Source organism: Paenibacillus sp. Marseille-Q4541 (assembly GCF_018310695.1).
In the GTDB taxonomy this organism is placed as follows: Bacteria; Bacillota; Bacilli; order Paenibacillales; family Paenibacillaceae; genus Paenibacillus.
In genome coordinates this window covers 85,709-103,640 of record NZ_JAGXCY010000015.1, presented here as the reverse complement: position 1 = coordinate 103,640, position 17,932 = coordinate 85,709, and the positions used below count along the sequence as shown (strand labels likewise).

Annotated in this window: 16 protein-coding genes; 12 read left to right on the top strand and 4 right to left on the bottom strand. The window is 40.3% G+C overall.

The genetic code is table 11. The features are described from left to right. Positions 1-128: 128 nt before the first annotated feature. From KFT32_RS16020 to KFT32_RS16010, 3 genes are all read left to right on the top strand, one after another. Positions 129-1,547, top strand: coding sequence for an alanine/glycine:cation symporter family protein (locus KFT32_RS16020; protein ID WP_211748233.1), 1,419 nt, complete (start codon positions 129-131; stop codon positions 1,545-1,547). 149 nt (positions 1,548-1,696) lie between these two features. Beyond that, positions 1,697-2,737 carry a DUF1835 domain-containing protein gene (locus KFT32_RS16015; protein ID WP_211748232.1) on the top strand — a complete coding sequence of 347 codons (1,041 nt, stop codon included), beginning with the start codon at positions 1,697-1,699 and terminating at the stop codon, positions 2,735-2,737. Between the two features lie 17 nt (positions 2,738-2,754). After that, positions 2,755-3,639: a TIGR01777 family oxidoreductase gene (locus KFT32_RS16010; RefSeq protein WP_211748231.1), complete on the top strand. Its 885-nt coding sequence runs from the start codon at positions 2,755-2,757 to the stop codon at positions 3,637-3,639. 117 nt (positions 3,640-3,756) lie between these two features. On the opposite strand, the gene KFT32_RS16005 is transcribed toward KFT32_RS16010, so the two are convergent. Next, positions 3,757-4,347: a TetR/AcrR family transcriptional regulator gene (locus KFT32_RS16005; protein ID WP_211748230.1), complete on the bottom strand. Its 591-nt coding sequence runs from the start codon at positions 4,345-4,347 to the stop codon at positions 3,757-3,759. A 276-nt stretch (positions 4,348-4,623) separates the two neighbouring features. On the opposite strand from KFT32_RS16005, the gene KFT32_RS16000 reads away from it, so the two are divergent. From KFT32_RS16000 to KFT32_RS15975, 6 genes are all read left to right on the top strand, one after another. Then, positions 4,624-5,391, top strand: a complete 768-nt coding sequence (locus tag KFT32_RS16000) for an SDR family NAD(P)-dependent oxidoreductase (RefSeq protein WP_211748229.1) — start codon at positions 4,624-4,626, stop codon at positions 5,389-5,391. A gap of 441 nt (positions 5,392-5,832) precedes the next feature. Beyond that, positions 5,833-6,747: a tyrosine-type recombinase/integrase gene (locus KFT32_RS15995; protein ID WP_211748228.1), complete on the top strand. Its 915-nt coding sequence runs from the start codon at positions 5,833-5,835 to the stop codon at positions 6,745-6,747. 186 nt (positions 6,748-6,933) lie between these two features. Next, a complete protein-coding gene (locus KFT32_RS15990) occupies positions 6,934-7,557 on the top strand; it encodes a GntR family transcriptional regulator (protein ID WP_211748227.1) in 624 nt (207 codons plus the stop codon). Between the two features lie 232 nt (positions 7,558-7,789). After that, entirely contained in the window at positions 7,790-8,920 is a 1,131-nt protein-coding gene (locus KFT32_RS15985; protein ID WP_211748226.1) for an ABC transporter ATP-binding protein, read from the top strand. Then, complete coding sequence (locus KFT32_RS15980) at positions 8,917-9,573, top strand: ABC transporter permease (protein WP_211748225.1); 657 nt, start codon at positions 8,917-8,919, stop codon at positions 9,571-9,573. Before KFT32_RS15985 ends, KFT32_RS15980 begins: the two co-directional genes overlap by 4 nt. Before the next feature lie 71 nt (positions 9,574-9,644). Further along, positions 9,645-10,553, top strand: a complete 909-nt coding sequence (locus tag KFT32_RS15975) for a glycine betaine ABC transporter substrate-binding protein (RefSeq protein ID WP_249435920.1) — start codon at positions 9,645-9,647, stop codon at positions 10,551-10,553. Positions 10,554-10,753: 200 nt separating this feature from the next. Here KFT32_RS15975 and KFT32_RS15970 read toward each other — a convergent pair whose 3' ends face one another. From KFT32_RS15970 to KFT32_RS15960, 3 genes are read right to left on the bottom strand one after another with little or no spacing between them, the layout of a single operon-like run. Then, positions 10,754-11,899, bottom strand: coding sequence for a DHHW family protein (locus KFT32_RS15970; protein ID WP_211748224.1), 1,146 nt, complete (start codon positions 11,897-11,899; stop codon positions 10,754-10,756). 12 nt (positions 11,900-11,911) lie between these two features. Then, complete coding sequence (locus KFT32_RS15965; protein ID WP_211748223.1) at positions 11,912-13,318, bottom strand: MBOAT family O-acyltransferase; 1,407 nt, start codon at positions 13,316-13,318, stop codon at positions 11,912-11,914. Positions 13,319-13,353: 35 nt separating this feature from the next. Beyond that, the gene (locus tag KFT32_RS15960) at positions 13,354-13,845 is read right to left on the bottom strand and encodes a DUF4358 domain-containing protein (protein ID WP_211748222.1); all 492 of its coding nucleotides are present in this window, start codon (positions 13,843-13,845) and stop codon (positions 13,354-13,356) included. A 354-nt stretch (positions 13,846-14,199) separates the two neighbouring features. Here KFT32_RS15960 and KFT32_RS15955 point away from each other — a divergent pair, with 354 nt between their 5' ends. The 3 genes from KFT32_RS15955 (at position 14,200) to KFT32_RS15945 (ending at position 17,791) form a co-directional block, all read left to right on the top strand. Beyond that, entirely contained in the window at positions 14,200-16,020 is a 1,821-nt protein-coding gene (locus KFT32_RS15955; RefSeq protein ID WP_211748221.1) for an APC family permease, read from the top strand. Between the two features lie 201 nt (positions 16,021-16,221). Further along, positions 16,222-17,232 (top strand): LLM class flavin-dependent oxidoreductase, encoded by a 1,011-nt coding sequence (locus KFT32_RS15950; protein ID WP_249435924.1) that lies wholly within the window; start codon positions 16,222-16,224, stop codon positions 17,230-17,232. Positions 17,233-17,401: 169 nt separating this feature from the next. Beyond that, positions 17,402-17,791 carry a hypothetical protein gene (locus KFT32_RS15945; protein WP_211748219.1) on the top strand — a complete coding sequence of 130 codons (390 nt, stop codon included), beginning with the start codon at positions 17,402-17,404 and terminating at the stop codon, positions 17,789-17,791. Positions 17,792-17,932: the final 141 nt, after the last annotated feature.

Sequence of the window (17,932 nt, the reverse complement as noted above, 5' to 3'; positions counted from 1 at the left end):
GCGTAAATTAATAAAAATAAGTATAATACAAAAATGCGTTATTAATAATGAATGTTAATAATACTTACAAGAGATCGTTAAAAGGGGCAATTCTATTTAACGAATAAACATCATGATGGAGGTTTGAGATGCAAGACATTTTACAAAAAGGAATCAGTCTGATTAACGATGTGCTCTGGTCTTACGTTTTAATCATCTTATTGGTTGGGATCGGGCTCTATTTTACTTGGAAATCAGGCTTTATGCAGTTTACTTATTTAAAGGACATGTTCCGCGAGCTTAAAGGCTCGAACAAGAAAAAGAAAGGCGAAATTACTGCCTTCCAAGCTTTCTGTATCAGTATGGCTGCCCGTGTAGGAACGGGTAACATTACAGGGATTGCCTTAGCGATTGGTATAGGGGGACCGGGCGCCGTTTTCTGGATGTGGGTTATCGCTATTATCGGATCTGCTTCCAGTTTTGTAGAAAGTACGCTCGCTCAAATTTATAAAATCAAGGACAAACAAGGATTCCGTGGCGGACCTGCTTATTATATGGAGCAAGGGCTAAAGAAACGCTGGATGGGAATATTGTTTGCTGTCTTGATTACCATCTCCTTTGGACTCGTATTTAATGCAGTACAAGCGAACACAGTAGCAACTGCATTTAAAAACTCCTTTGGTGTAGAGCCGTTATGGCTCGGTATCGCCATGGTTGTGGCTTTTGGGATTATTATTTTCGGTGGTATCAAAAGAATTGCTAAAATTTCAGAATATATCGTAGTATTTATGGCCGTTATCTATATTGGTATTGCTCTGATTGTGGTACTTATGAACATTACAGAAGTTCCTGCGATGTTTGCAACCATCATTAAACACGCATTTGGAATTGAACAATTTGCTGGAGGTACTCTGGGCGCCGCTCTGATGCAAGGGGTTAAACGTGGATTGTTCTCCAATGAAGCAGGTATGGGTAGTGCACCGAATGCGGCTGCGACGGCAACGACAACACACCCTGCTAAACAAGGATTAATTCAAGCATTAGCCGTTTTAATTGACACCCTTATTATTTGTACAAGTACAGCATTCCTCGTATTACTTTCAGGTGCGTACACAGATCCTTCCGTCAATACAGAAGGCATTGTGCTTACGCAAACGGCACTGAGCATACACTTTGGTGACTGGGCTTCAGGACTACTTGCTCTTATGATTTTCTTGTTTGCATTTAGTACTCTAATTGGTAACTACTACTATGGCGAAACAAACATTGAATTCATTAAGTCAAACAAGACAATGCTTGTGATTTACCGTATTGCCGTTCTTGCCATGATCATGTTTGGGTCCATAGCAAGTGTACAGCTAGTATGGGATATGGCCGACTTGTTTATGGGCTTCATGGTCATCGTCAACTTGGTTGCCATTGGACTTTTGTCGAAGACAGCCTTTGCTGCACTGAAGGATTATTCTAAGCAAAGAAAAGAAGGGAAAGATCCGGTATTCTACAAAGATTCCATTCCAGGAATTGAAGATGTGGAAGGCTGGGAGAATTCACCCAAATTGAAACCTTAATATGGATAGCCTCTACTTATGGTAGGGGCTATTTTTTTTTGATTACTTCCCGTTGTATGAAGTATAATGAAACAAATATCCATAATTTTCTATTGATGTTTATATTATAAGGTACTGTTATACAGATATTAGAAGGTGAGGGATTGTGGTTGTATCAACTTAAAAAGTTAGTGCAAGAAATGGATGACCAGGATGTCAGACAGGGGCTATTGGCATTCTTGTATACTGTTAAGGAGTATAAAGAAGAGGGAAAACATTCGGATTCTTTTATGACGGAGATCGTTCAATTGTATAAAGAACTAACCATCACTCCAGAGGAAACAGCGAAACGAAGATTGGTTCCGAATCAGAATACCGATACGGTTCATATCGTGTTTGGTGAGTCTACAGCAGGAAGTGTAAGGCAGGTTATTAAACAGTTAGGATTACAGGAGTCTGATGGGATTATCTGTTTCCCTGATTTATTTTCGGTGGGACCTATATGGAAACTTCATGAACCAGAGGGAAGACTATATCGTAAAGAATGGATTAGAAATCACCTCGATCCCGAATATACGGATGATAATTACGCTTTTACAGGAGAATTAAATCCTATTGAAATGGTACAGCAGATACCAGAACAAGCTCAAATTGTAATCTGGGGTGGCAATTCTGCTCATGAAAGAATAGGTTCTCGGTACGTTCAATATTTATTAAGAGAGTATAGAAATCAAATGATCGAAATAAATGCTGTTGATATATGTGAAAGAAAGTACAATATAGCGGATGACCAAAAGTACTTTCATACTGGAGAAATTGCAATCGATAAACTTATTGAAGTGTTTCTTGAAATCAAACGAATCCCACCACTAACAAACGTAGAAAGAGATAATTATGAACAAGAATGGATGATCTATGCGGGGACAAAGCAGGTGCTTAGATTATGGATGGATGGGGAAATAAATACGGTAGAACAAAATCATTTAGATGAATATCTTCTTCACACCGTTTATAAATTACAGAGTCGTTCCAATCCAGAAGCATTTCTGAAAGCAGCTCGGATCATCGGGGAAGCAATAGGTTATTTTGATGAGTATATCGGTGATTCCTTTTTTGAGTACAGATTACGCAGCTTAATCTATGAGGGGAAACTCGAAATCTGCGGAATACCAAAAGCAATGAGGTATTATTCAGTTCGCATAAAATTATAGAAAGACAGGTGGGCTTCATGGGAAAGGTTGTGCTTGCAGGGGGGACTGGTTTTATTGGACAGTTCTTTGAGAAGGAGTTTAAGAAACGGGGAGATACAGTATATATTATATCCAGGCGAGCAGGTCATATCTCCTGGGAAGATCATAAAGGGATTAGAGAAGCACTAGAGGGAGCAGAGCTGCTCATTAATCTTGCAGGTAAGTCAGTTAATTGTCGTTATAACGAGAGCAATAGGCGAGAAATTATGGAGTCCCGCAAACGGACAACGACCATCTTGGGAGAGGCTCTGCAGGCTTGTACTGAACCGCCTAAGCTATGGATTAATTCAAGTACTGCGACGATCTACAGACATGCAGAAGATCGGCCAATGACCGAAGTAACAGGAGAGATCGGAACAGGATTTTCTGTGGATGTAGCAAAAGCATGGGAAGAAGTTTTTTTCTCCTTTTCCCCAGAAAGGACTCGCCAAGTTGCACTACGAATTGCAATCGTACTTGGAAAAGAGGGTGGTGTGATGACCCCTTATCTCTATTTAACTCGCTTCGGGCTCGGAGGCAAGCAAGGACTGGGAACGCAGAAATTCAGCTTTATTCATGTGGAAGACTTATTCCGGATTGTACTGTTTATACAGCAGCGAGAGGACCTGAGCGGCGTGTTTAATGCTTCCGCACCGTATCCTGTATCCAATGAAAAGCTAATGAAAGAAATGCGTAGAAACATGCACGTTCCGGCAGGGATTCCTGCTCCGAAGTGGATGCTGGAGATGGGCGCCATGTTGATTCGAACAGAAACGGAACTGATATTAAAAAGTAGGTGGGTTGAACCCGAAAGGTTACTGCAAGAAGGCTTTGATTTTCATTATCCGACCATCGAGGACACGCTAGGAGCAATTCTGGAGTAAAGTTGATAACAGATGACCAATCTTTACCTTAAAGGGGCTTACGGAAGAGAATATCGATTCTGTGGTTATTTTCTTCCGTGTATAAGACTCTATACGTGTATACAAAACCCGTGGAATTCACTTATTTATAAATTCAATAACATTTAAACTACTGTTTACTTGGATTAACATTTGTTCTGCCATATAGCTTGCTGAATATTTAAAACCAGTCTCTGCCCAGTACATAATCACACCTACACAGGCTGACATGCGGTAGCTTAGCATAATTTCATAATCCATAGAAATTCCGGCGACGTCCATCTCAATGTGCATTTCTTTTCGCATCGAATTTCTAAGCAGATTATAGATAGCGTTACCAAGCTGGTTATTCACTGAAAGAAGGGCAAGGAATTTATTTTTATTTTGCTCGATATGTTCGAATAATCGTAAAGTGGATGGATAGATTTGATTCGCTTGTACCCGTTCCATTCCTTGATAAGGTTCTAATAAAGCTTGTGAAACGCCAAGTAAAAATTGTTCCTCAATTTCCTTAAGTAGCTCCTCTTTTCCTACATAATGATTATAAAAAGTTCCCCGATTGTAATCTGCCCTTGTCGCGATATCCATAATGGTAACTGCTTCGTAACCTTTCTCAAGAACGAGTTCTATGAATGCTGTCTGTAAGGCTTGCCTTGTTCTTTTTGTTCTTCTGTCATTCTGATCTAGCATGATATGAATGCTCCTGCCTCTCCTCAATGATGTTCTTGTCATTATAACATCCGAATCTTATTGTTCCAAAAAAGGGGTCCTATATGAGTTAACATTATTGTTGTTAATGTCCAAGATCAGTTACAAATTCAACATTCTTATAATGTCTGTTCAATAGATGACATTTCAATGAATAGTGATTATTGTTCTAGACAAGAAGTGGGTGTATGATGAAGTAGAAATATAAGTTAGTTACTATATTTTAGTTATAATAATTGAAAAAGGGAGCGATATATAATGACTCAATCTCAAACGAAAACAGCGATCATCACAGGTGCAGCTGGAGGAATCGGTAAAGAACTTGCACGTCGTTTCGCAGAGCGTAAAGTGAATCTTGTGTTAGTCGATCTAAAAGAAGAACAAATTCAATCAGTGATTCAAGATCTGGGACTTAATGAAACCAATTCGCTTGCCGTAGCAGCTGATGTCTCGAAAGAAGAAGATGTACAAAACTATGTCAATAAAGCAATCGAGAAATTCGGTACAATCGATTATTTTGCTAACAATGCAGGGATTGAAGGTCCGATGGCACCCATCGAAGAGCAAAGTGTAAAAGCACTTGATATGGTGTATAACGTTAACGTTCGTGGCGTCTTCCTTGGATTGCACTATGTGATCCCTGTGATGAAGAAACAGAACTCTGGAGCAATTCTGAATACGTCTTCGCTTGCAGGACTCATGGGTGGACCAGGAATGGCTCCATACATTATGTCCAAGCATGCGGTTATCGGTCTTACTAGAGTAGCTGCCAATGAACTGGCTTCCTTCGGAATTCGTGTGAATGCCGTTCTGCCAGGAACAATTGCAACACGTATGATGGAACAAATTGAAGCGAATTCGGGTCAAGCAGAAGAATACAAAGCAGCGAATGAAGCAGCGACTCCGCTCGGACGATACGGTAAACCAGAAGAGGTAGCAGCGGTTATGAACTTCTTGCTTTCTGACGAAGCCTCTTTTGTAACTGGATCACTCTATACCGTTGATGGTGGTATGATGGGGCAATAAGCGTATTTCGATACGACTGTAAACTTAGAGATAAAATAGGAAGAGAGGGGATCGAAACTTAGGTTTCGGACCTCTCTTTTTTTATATTTAAAAAGAAGAATCAACAAAGGGCATGGGTGGTACCTTTCGTCATTTATTTTGTTATGTCTAATTATGTTCGTTGATTAGTCTGTTTTTAGAATGAAATGAGTCGAAAACCTACAAGAAACGTGTTCATTTTCTCTATAATTCAGCGACTTTATAAAACTGCGCTTAACAACGACATTTCGTGTAAAAATACATCTTTCTTATCTCTTAAAAACTGCGTATAATATAAATTATACGCAGTATCTATTTAAATCCGATTTGTTTTCGAGAGTCGAGTACTTACTCGAGTTCGTTGACGGAGATCGACACTAATTTTCGCTTAATCTATCTAATCTTGAAGAATCGTGGGTGAGGATGTTGAATGATGAAATTCTAGAAACCTATGCTGAAGAATTGGAAGCTTTTGATATCTGGTTGAAAGATGCTGGATACACAGGGTACACCATTAAATCATATAAAAGTGATGTGTTTGAATTTTTATCTTCCCTAAGTGGGAAGTCGCTCGATAAAGTGAAGAAGCTACATATCCTTTCTTTTCTATCGCGAGCTCGGGATCGGGGGATTAGTGATGCAACCCGGAATCGTAAACACGCTTCCGTTCATTGTTTTTTTAAAGCGCTGATCGAGCTTGAACTGCTTGAAGTGAATCCTGCAGCAGGCATTAAGAAATCGAGAACAGAGAAAAACAAAGCTCCTGTATTTCTAGACGAAGCAGATCTTCCAAAATTCATGAAATCAGTAGAAGGAAAGTACCGTCAACGTAACTTGGCCATTTTCCTGCTCATGGGGTATATGGGACTTCGGGTGGGAGAAGTACATTCTCTGAATTTAGGAGACTATAATGCGCAGCGAAGTACGATCGATGTATTCGGTAAGGGGAGAAAGTGGCGTACATTACCTGTACCCATTGCAGTAAAGGAAGTGCTTGATGAAGTGCTTTTGGAAAGAATTGAACCGCGTAAATCCAAAGAGGAAGCTTTCTTCATCTCTCAGCAAGGAAGACGATTATCCATTCGTACAATCCAGCTCATCGCGGCAGAGACGTTTGATCGTTTTCAGGATAATGAAGCTGTTTCCCGCAAAAAGGCATACTCGAGTCACAAACTGCGGCATTCCTTTGCAACGATGATGCTGCGTAAAGGAGCCGACCTGCGGACGGTACAAGAGCTCTTAGGGCATTCATCGATTGAAACGACAACCGTATACACTCACGTAACCAATCGGGAGAAGGAACAAGCGATGGCTATGCTTGAGATTGATATATCGTAAAAAATGTAAGTAGCGGACTTCTGTTGTTAAACATGAATATAGTTAACATAATATTTATTATGTAATAATTGATCGATAGAAGATTTCTAGGCTTTTTGTTTGATTGATATCCATACTTGAATCATTTAGAATATAGAAATTGATTGTATTGTATTTTTCACTAACTTTAAGGGGACGACTGTAACAATGCAGGAAAAGGAAAAGGCCGGTTATAAATCTATTGCTTTAGATATAGCCCAGAGGATCGTGAGTGGGGAATTTAAAGCGCAAAGTAAGCTATCAGGACGTTCTTTGCTCGCAGGTCAATATCATGTTTCTCCGGAAACGATACGAAAGGCAATTGGCTTATTAAAGGAAGAAAATATTGTGTCTGTATCCCAAGGGAAAGAGATTATTGTTCTATCCGAAGAGAAAGCACATGAGTATATTACAAAGTATAATTACCTAAAATCTGCTTATACGCTTCAACAGGATCTGCAAACCCTTTTAGAAGAGAAAAAGAAGATTGACACGCGATTTGAAACGCTTCTTCATGAGATTATCGAAGCCTCCGATCGGCTGCAGAATTTAAAGCCTTATCGTCCGGTGGAAATTAAGATAAAAGAAGATTCACATATTGTAGGGAATACGATTGGGAACCTTTTATTTTGGCAAAATACAGGCGCAACGATCATCGCCCTTCGCAGGGGGACAGACGTATCTATCTCTCCAGGTCCTCATGTTGTGCTGCGTGAGAATGACGTGTTAATCGCAGTGGGTGATGAAAAAATGTACGAAAGAACGGATCGTTTTATTAATCAAAAAGTGTAAAATCGTTCGGAAAACGCAAGCTGATCAGATCATTATCTGATCAGCTTTTTTTGTATACAATTCGGAGTAAAAACAAATCAGGAAAAATAATACATACAACTTTATTTAGTTATATAGGTTGTTAGTGCTGAATAACTATGTTATCGTAATGAAGTGACGAATGTACTTTCTTTTCTATATTTACTCACAACTAAATTTCATCATGCACAGTGGCAGGGGGTAGGAGAAACACATGCTTAAATTTGAGAATGTCAGCAAGAAGTATCCGAACGGCTATGAAGCAGTGAAAAACATCAGTTTTGAAATTGGTGAAGGAGAGATCCTTGTCCTCATTGGCCCAAGTGGATGCGGGAAAACCACTACTATGAAAATGATCAACCGTCTGGTTCCTCATACCGGTGGAAAGATCTATGTAGGTGGGAAGGATATTTCGAAAGAGAATCCAGTCACATTACGGAAAAATATGGGGTATGTCATACAACAAGCAGGTTTGTTCCCGCATTATACAATTGAAGATAATGTAGGTCTCATCCCTGAACTAAAGAAATGGGATCCTGAAAAGAAGAGATCGCGCGTGACTGAAATGCTTCGTCTCGTTGGTCTTGCTCCAGAGGCATTTGCAAAACGCTATCCAAAACAATTGTCAGGCGGACAGCAGCAACGTGTAGGTGTAGCTAGGGCACTTGCAGCCGATCCAGAGATTATTTTAATGGACGAACCTTTTGGTGCGCTCGACCCCATCACACGTGAACAACTACAAGATGAATTACTTCGACTACAGCAGAATCTTAAAAAGACGATCGTATTCGTTACTCATGACATGGAAGAAGCACTTAAACTCGGTGATAAGATAGCCATTCTAAAAGACGGTGAACTGGTACAAATTGATACCCCGGATCAGATTCTAAGTAACCCGGCAAATGAATTTGTAGAAGGATTTATTGGTAAAAACCGTATTTATCAAAATCCAGAATATATCCCAATTACCGATGTTATGCGTGAGAATCCTTCCACTTCCATAGCAGAACGAAGTCCAGCAAAAGCCATGACTTTCATGAGACAACGCAAGACCGACACTTTGTTGGTAAGTGATAGGGAAGGTAAATTACTCGGAATTGTATCCGCTTATGATTTGTCTAGCCAGACAACAGCATCAAATATCGGAGAAATTATGCACCCCGTATCGTTTGTGCTTGAAGATTCGGCTACGGCGAGAGATGCACTGGCTTTAATCAATGAAGCGCCCTATGGAATCATTCCTGTTGTAACGCAAAACGGGGTTATCACAGGAGTTGTTACTCGAAGCAGTCTACTGACCGCTTTTGCTTCTCAGTGGAGTAACGAGAAGGAGGAGTTGTCATGAGAGATCAATCTATTTTCCAGCAGTTCATTTACCAATTCAATATGAGAAAAGATGATTTTGTGAACTCGCTCTTTGTTCATATTGAGTTGGTAGTCATCTCTATGCTTATTGCTGTAGCGGTAGGGATTACACTTGGGATTATCATATCTCGATTTAAAGTTCTAAAAGGGATCACGCTTGGAACAGCTGGAATATTACAAACGATTCCGAGTCTCGCAATGCTGGGCTTTATGATTCCTTTTTTCGGAATTGGAATGAATACAGCCATTGTTGCCTTATTTTTATATTCTTTATTGCCTATTATTCGAAATACGTACACCGGGATTACGGACGTTGATCCTGCAATTATTGAAGCTGCGAGAGGTATGGGGATGACCGATCGTCAAATTCTGTTCCGTGTTCAACTTCCCTTAGCACTTAGTGTGATGATGGCGGGCATTCGCACGGCGGCGGTCATTAATGTAGGTACAGCAACACTTGCCGCTTTTGTAGGTGCTGGCGGTTTAGGAGAGTTTATTTTCCTCGGAATTCAGCGGAACCTCGATGCACTGACCTTGCTCGGAGCCATCCCAGCAGCACTTCTCGCACTACTTATTGACTACTTGCTTGGTCTGCTTGAGAAAGCAACTACACCCAAAGGATTGAAAGTATAACGAAACGATTCGTCTGATGCAGTCTACTTAGGTCGGAAAGAAACTAGTTAACTAATAGGAGGACTTGACTATTGAAGAAATTAAAATTAGGTGCAGGATTAGCCATGGTACTAGCTACAACATTACTTCTTGGGGCTTGCATGAGTTCGAATAATCAAGCTAAAGACGGAGACACGATAACGGTGGGTTCTAAGAACTTCACAGAAAATGTAGTTCTTGCTCATATGCTCGCGCTGCTGATAGAGGATAAAACAGATATCAAAGTGAATCGTCAGATAAATCTAGGGGGCTCTAACGTTGTATGGTCTGCTCTTAAAAATAACGAAATTCAGCTCTACCCGGAGTATACCGGAACAATTGTAGCGAACTACTATCAACAGGAAACAGGATCATCAGAAGACACTCTGGCTAAGAGTCGCGAGCTGGTTGAAGGAGATCAGCTGAAATTCCTTGAGCCATACGGAATCAACAACACGTACACTCTTGCCGTAACGAAGGAGACAGCAGATAAACATAATCTCAAAACCTTTAGTGATCTGGCAAAAGTATCAAAAGATATGGTACTAGGTGTTGAGTTTGAATTTCTAGATCGAGATGATGGTTACCCAGGTATCCAAAACCTATATGGAATGGACTTTAAGGAGAAAAAAGGGATGGATCATGGAATCATGTACCGCTCTATTGAAGCAGGAGAAACGGATGTAACGAATGCTTATGCGACAGATGCACAGATTCAAGTTCATGATCTTGTTATTTTGCAAGATGACAAAGAATTTTTCCCTCCATATGATGCTTCCACCCTTATTCGCCAAGATACACTAGAACAGTATCCTGAGCTTGAAGAGGTACTAAATCAGCTCAGTGGGGTTTTGAAGGAAGAAGATATGCAGAAATTAAACGCACAAGTTGATGTTGATGCTCTCCTAGAAGAGGATGTAGCACGGAATTACCTCGTGGAAAAGGGACTCATAGATGGTTAATATTCTTTTATTATGATAAATGTGAAGAAAAGGGCTGCCTAATAGGCAGCCCTTTTTCATAGGATACTGAAAATGATAGGACTAATTTAGTTTACATAATATTAAATACGTTAACTAACTATATAGGATTAACATAATTACATAAAAAACAGCGCATAGGAAAAAGTTTCATATCACCTGTACCTATACGCAGATACGGATTAATTAAGCCATTTAAAAATATCATCTTGGGCAACAGTCGCCACACTATAGAGCATAAGCATATCATCAAACTGATGTTCAGCAAGATATTGATCTACGTCCATTCGGAAGAATCTCATATCGATCATATGAACGGTGGAGTAATGCTGGGCAAGGAAAGGGACCATTGCATTGGCATAAGAGTCTTTAAACACGACAATACTGCGGTCCTTTCGCTCATCCTCATAAGGAACGGTTATCGTAACAAGCGGGAAATTCCCTCCGAAGAAAACCTTATACTTATCCCTCTCATTCAGCGCATTCATGTCATAGAAAGACCGCTCGCACTTCTCTTGCCCTTGTATACATACCTCATATTCAGGAAGGGGTGTCTCAAGCAGTTCTAGTGCATCAGGAGTGATGCTACGCTGATTCGCTTTAGTATAAAAGGTTCCATAGAATGAATCGCTTATCTCATTCTTCTTCAGCTTTTCTTCAGGAATAGGAGGGAGCCCGATTGATTCAGCAAATGTCTTATACCCATAATATGCTCCGTGAGTTGTCCAGTGATGATCGGTACGATAATAGATTTGTTCAGCAGTTTTCTTTTGATTCAGTACATTTCTAATATCCACCGGAGATATAACTTCACTTAGCTCACTGAAAATTCGATCCATCAGAGGTGACTGTGGTTCATCCGTTGACGCAGCATATGACGGTAAATACTCACCGTTCAGTGTTTGCGAATTGGGTACGAGCAGAAGAGAGAATGAATCCATAGTGTTTTGATGGCGTTTAGCAAAACGTGCAATCTGTTGTATATTCTTCTCTAGTTGCTCCCCGTTATATGTAAACCGTTCAAACAGATAGTCTGAGTTTCCAAAAAAAACATTATTATTCTCGGCTTTGCCAGAGAAGCGTTCCATGTCTGATTTTAGTCCAACCCAGTTATCCCGGTTCACGAACTGATCAACTAGATAGTCGTCTAGCTGATCCGCATAGCGTCCACTCCATACTTTATCCCAGGAAAAGGTGGGAAACGTAGCTAAAACCCGATTCTCAAATTCGGATAAAGTTCGGTCCGGCTGCAACGTACTCCAGATGCCAAAGCCGCTAATAAACAGAAGAAAACCGCTTGTCACGATGATTGCTCTTTTATTGTTCACAGTATTCACCTCCTAGAAACGGAAATACAGAAATGGGTTATATGAATCATCAATAATGTAAGCTGTAGATGCAATAAGAAGTATCGTTAACACAATGACTTCCAGAATGGCCATTACTGTGGAATTCATTCGGGAGTATAATTTTGCAGCAAGTCTCGCAGCCACGGGTGTAGAAGCAAACGCTAGGAGCAGCAGCAACATTCCATACGTTTTCAAATAATACAGGTTTGTTCCGTTTATCCCTTCCGTTTGTATAAATCCGAACATAACACCTAGATAATGCTGGAGTGCACTCATATCTTCTATTGCAAAGAGAGTCCAACCTATGAGCAAAGCAAACATCAAGTACAGATGTCGAAAGGGACGCCAAACCTTTTCCAGCCACTTACCAAACCATAGTTTCTCCAAGGCAATCAATAATCCAAAATAGAGACCCCACAGTACAAAATTCCAACTTGCTCCATGCCATAATCCGGTTAAAAACCAAACGATAAACAGGTTCAAGAGCAGTCTGAGTTGACCAACTCGGCTCCCCCCAAGTGGAAAATATACATAATCCCGAAACCAGGAACCCAGCGTAATATGCCATCTTCGCCAGAATTCAGATGCGCTTTTCGAGATATAAGGATAGTGGAAATTCTCAGGAAAATCAAAACCAAGCATTCTACCAAGTCCAATGGCCATGTCTGAATAACCGCTGAAGTCAAAATAAATCTGGAAGGCAAAAGCCAAAATCCCGATCCAAGCACCGGTTATTGTCAGCTCACTGCTGCCTGCTAACGTTACATCCCACAGCATGCCAATGTTATTTGCCAGCAGTACTTTTTTTGCAAGGCCAATAATAAATCGACGAACTCCACTTGCAAAAAGATCCATAGTTACTTTGCGGCTGACCAGCTGCTTATCAATATCGTCATAGCGAACAATAGGTCCTGCTACGAGCTGCGGAAACATCGATACAAACGCGGCAAAGCCTACAAAACTTCGTTGAGCACGAACACTTCTGCGATAGACATCAATCATATATGACATCGTCTGGAATGTATAAAAAGAAATGCCGATCGGCAGCGGGAGATCAAGTACCGCAAAGCATGTGCCCAATAGCCCATTTAGGGAATTGATTAGAAATTCAGCATACTTGAAAAAACACAGTACACCGATGTTCACAATCAGCGAAAAAACGAGAATCAATCGGCGTATTTTTTCACGGTGATCATAACGTTCCATAAGGAGCCCATTGAGATAATCCACTACAGAAGAAAACAGAAGGAGAAGGATATATATGGGTTCTCCCCAAGCGTAAAAGAACAAACTAATAAGAAGAAGCGCCGCATTCTTCCAACGCTGCGGCGCTACATAATAAAGCAGTAAAGCTATGGGTAAAAAGTAAAACAAAAAGGCAACGGAGCTAAAAACCATGGCTATCTCCTCCAGTCATTCCTCGTGCCCTTCATTTATTTGCTTTCTGGAGTCAGCATACTTACGAATGTTTGCTCTAGTTTTTCAGGCTCATCTGCAATAATGAGGATCAGATAGTTACCTTGCTGCTTAATAATGTGATTTTGCACCTTCTCATATTGATCCGGAAGATAGGTACTCCAAATTTGTTCTTGGTTGGATACTTCTTTTTCCAGGGCTGATTTCAATTCCTCAACTTTTGATTCATCTGCTGCTTTGAGTATAATAATTTCGTCTGCACGAACACTAATCATTGCTTTAAAATATTGTCCTTCTTCAATAGATGCGGGGTCAATGTTCAAATTTTCTGCTATCTCTGTGTTCTCCTTAATGTTTTCTGAGATAAATTGTTGACTATTAAACTCCGCTTGCTTTACAACACCATCCATTAACTCACTTACGGGAACGTTAACGGTTTCCACTTTCTTCGATCCACATCCAGCGATGACCAGAGTAAATGTCATCAACATCAAAATCATTTTCTTCATTCTTCAACAATCCTTTCATTTCTCATGATGTAAAATTCGCAACGTCAACATAGACGAATTTATCGTAAATAAAGTTCCCTTTTACTCATTTTTATTTTTTAAATTCTTCATTTTTAGTGTCAAAATCACAAGCGAACGAGAGAAAGAAAGCTACGATGAGATTTTGCAACTCCGATCCACAAATTGTGAACAAATTCGACTACCGTTATATTCTTTACACTTTCGAGCCACTTTACCACGAGAAGGCTGAGGGAGTATGATTCTTCTGCTAAGGGGATATTAAACGAAATTCAGATGATTTGGGACATTGAATTACGCAACATGAAGAAGATACGGAGTAAAGAGGAGATCACTATGGTTAGCAGAATTAAACGATTACTCATTGGGCGTCCAATGAAAAACAGCGAATTAGAAGGAGAGAAGCTAAGTAAACTTAAGGCACTCGCTGTACTTTCTTCCGATGCGTTATCGTCAGTAGCGTATGGTACAGAACAAATTTTGATCGTCTTGATGGCAGTTGGCGTTGCAGCCGCATGGTATTCCATTCCTATTTCGCTTGCTGTACTCGGGTTATTGGTCATTCTAATATTTTCATACAGACAAACGATTTATGCTTATCCAACAGGTGGTGGCGCGTATATTGTAGCCAAGGATAATATCGGAGTATCGAGCGGTCTTCTCGCAGGGGGATCCCTGCTCGTGGATTATATCCTGACCGTTGCAGTTAGTTCTTCTGCAGGAACGGACGCCATCACATCTGCTTTTCCAGTATTGCATGATTACCGGGTTGTTATTGCACTTATCATGATTGTACTGTTAACGATTCTGAATCTAAGAGGGATTACGGAGTCTGCATCTGTCCTTGCGTTGCCGGTTTATTTATTTGTTATAGCTATTGTTGTACTAATCGTCACTGGATTTATTAAATACGCGATGGGTGGCGCTCAGCCAGTAGTTCCCGTAGAGTGGGGGACAGCAGCTAATAATGTCAGTCTTTTTCTTTTGCTAAAAGCATTCAGCTCTGGTTGTTCCGCACTAACAGGAGTAGAGGCGGTATCTAACGCCATTCCAAACTTCAGGGCTCCAGCAGAAAAAAACGCTGCAAAAACATTAATTATGATGGGTTCTATTCTTGGATTTATGTTTCTCGGGATCAGTTTACTTGCATATTGGTATGGGATTACACCAAGTGAAAAAGAAACCGTTGTCTCCCAAATTGCCAATTCTGTATTTGGCAGAGGTACGATCTATTACATCATTCAAGGGGTTACAGCACTGATTCTATTCCTTGCAGCAAATACTGCTTATTCTGCATTCCCGCTTCTAGCCTTTATGCTAGCAAAAGATAAATTTATGCCGCATATGTTTCTCGTACGAGGGGATCGCTTAGGCTATTCCAATGGAATTATCTTTCTAGGTATTCTATCTGCCATTCTTGTTATTGCATTTCACGGCAATACAGAAGGTTTGATACCACTGTATGCGGTCGGGGTATTTATCCCTTTTACATTGTCGCAACTAGGCATGATGATTCGCTGGATCAAACTGAAGCCATCGGGCTGGCAATTTAAGCTTCTGATTAACACCATTGGGATGCTGACGACACTCAGCATTACGCTTATCTTTATTTTCACGAAGTTCAGTCAAGTGTGGTCGATATTCATTTTCTTACCGCTAGTTATTTGGGTCTTCATGCGCATTCATCGCCATTATAATCAAGTAGCTGATCAGCTTCGAATTAATATTCAGGAAGACAAAATTCAAGTGAAAGGCAGCACGGTTGTTGTTCCGATTGGAGGAGTTACGAGTGTCGTTCGTAATTCGTTAAGTTACGCCAAGTCGTTAACAGATAATGTGGTAGCAGTATACGTCGGATTTGATGATGAAAGCATTCGTAAGATGGAGGAGAAATGGGAGGATTGGAATCCGGGTGTAAGGTTGATTACTTTAAAATCCAGTTACCGAAGTATTGTGAAACCTCTCATTAAATTTATTGATACGGTGGAATGGAAAAAAACAGAGACGGATCACATTACGATCTTGATACCTCAGTTTATTACCAAACATTGGTGGCAGTATGTACTTCATAATCAGACCAGTCTACTGCTTCGTGCGTATCTGTTCCGCCATAAGGATGTTGTCATCTCAACCGTCACTTATCACCTTGAAAAATAAAATTACTTATCAAACAAAGCCTTCTCATTTTGAGACGGCTTTGTTTGATTTCTTGAACCTATTAATGAAGAAAAATCTAGATTACCCACTAGATAGCCACACTTCTATTAAGATTCAAAAGTTTGAATACTTAATTGAATTTGTGTAGTATGTCACTTAAGAATTGTACCTTGGTGAATAAAATGAAGGAGGGATGGATTGATGCGTGCTAGTGTACTCGATCAAACTCCTCTTAAGCGAAAAGGAACTCCAGAACTTGCTTTCCAGGAAACGATAGAGCTTGCCAAATATGCAGATAACCTTGGACTCTACCGATATTGGGTGTCAGAGCATCACAGTACAGATGCCATGGGAGGCTCTTCTCCCGAAGTGCTACTTGGTTATCTTGCGGCAATAACGAATCAAATTCGCATTGGTTCCGGGGGAGTCATGCTTCCGAACTATAGTCCATATAAAGTTGCTGAAAATTTCAAAGTTCTCTCTGCATTAGCACCTGGCCGTGTGGATCTGGGTGTAGGCAGGGCAACTGGAGGTACGCCTGCTTCTACTCAAGCGCTTCAGGGCAAGAGGAAGTCAGAGCCAGACACTTTTCAAGATCAATTAAAGGAACTCCAAGAATATATGAGTAGAACATTACCTGCTAATCATCCCTTACGAGGGCTAATGACTACACCGAGAGTTAGTAATCCTCCGGAATTATGGATGCTTGGAACAGGTTTATCAAGTGCAAATATTGCGGCAAGCATGGGATTGCAATATGCCTTTGCTTATTTCTCTCCAGGCCAGGAAGAGAAAGCTGCAGAGGCAATACATCGGTATCGTGGAGAGTTTCGTTCGTCAGAAGTAATTCGTAATCCATATGCGCTCATCGCTCACCGTGTCATCGCGGCAGCAACGGATGAAGAAGCCTGGGCAATCGCCGGGACATCCATCGGATTTACATTTTACTTGCAACGCGGGCGGGTGCTACGTATGGAGTCACCTAAGGTAATCGATGAGAAATTGCTCACCTTACAGGAGCAGGAAATGTTAGATCAGATCAAACGGAGCCATATTATAGGTTCTAAAGAGACCATTCAGAATCAAATTTATCAACTACGTGAAAAGATTCATTTTGACGAAATTATGGCTTTGTCATTCATATACGATCTGAATCAAAGAAAAGAATCCTTACGAATATTTAGAGATGCAGTTAAAGAATTAAATATCTAATTTTGAAAGTCATCGAATTGATGGAGGTATTCTGGGTAAACTGGATAAAGATGTCGTTCCTAATCCCGGCCTGCCTAATATGGATTTGTGTCGATTCGATTATGAAGATTAAATGTGCTACTCTGTAGATAGCATGTCATTATATAAGTAACTAGAGGTGGATTTGTCCTTGAAACAAACGAAAAACAAAAAAAATGTGCTCACTTTTGAAAAAGAAAACAATGAACTTGAAGTACCGATTAAAGCAACGGGGTCGTTAAATTGGGTCGGTTCTTTTCACTTGTTTAAGGTGTATCGCAAAGTAAAACCAACACGAATGATTGCACCAACGCTCATAATTCTGTACTTTATCTTTGCACAGATTATCATTATGTTCTTCTCCATCCTGGTGTCCACTTCGTTCTTGCCTGCGTTCCTTGTAGGATTTGCACTCTGGGCATTGCTGAACAAATATTTGATATGGGTGTTAAAAGAAACGACAGTTAGAACGATGATAAAAGAAGGATATACTCCTCTTGAAAAAGAAGACAAGCAGTATGTAGACGCTTTGTATCTATAATCTGCTCGTTCATAGATGTACTTCTAAAAAACCGTATATTACGGTTTTTTTGTTTTTATTATCCAACTTATCTAAAATAACCCAACCCCCTTTTTTTATAGTAAAATAGTGAGAGCTGCTAGATTAGTAGTTTATCGTCTA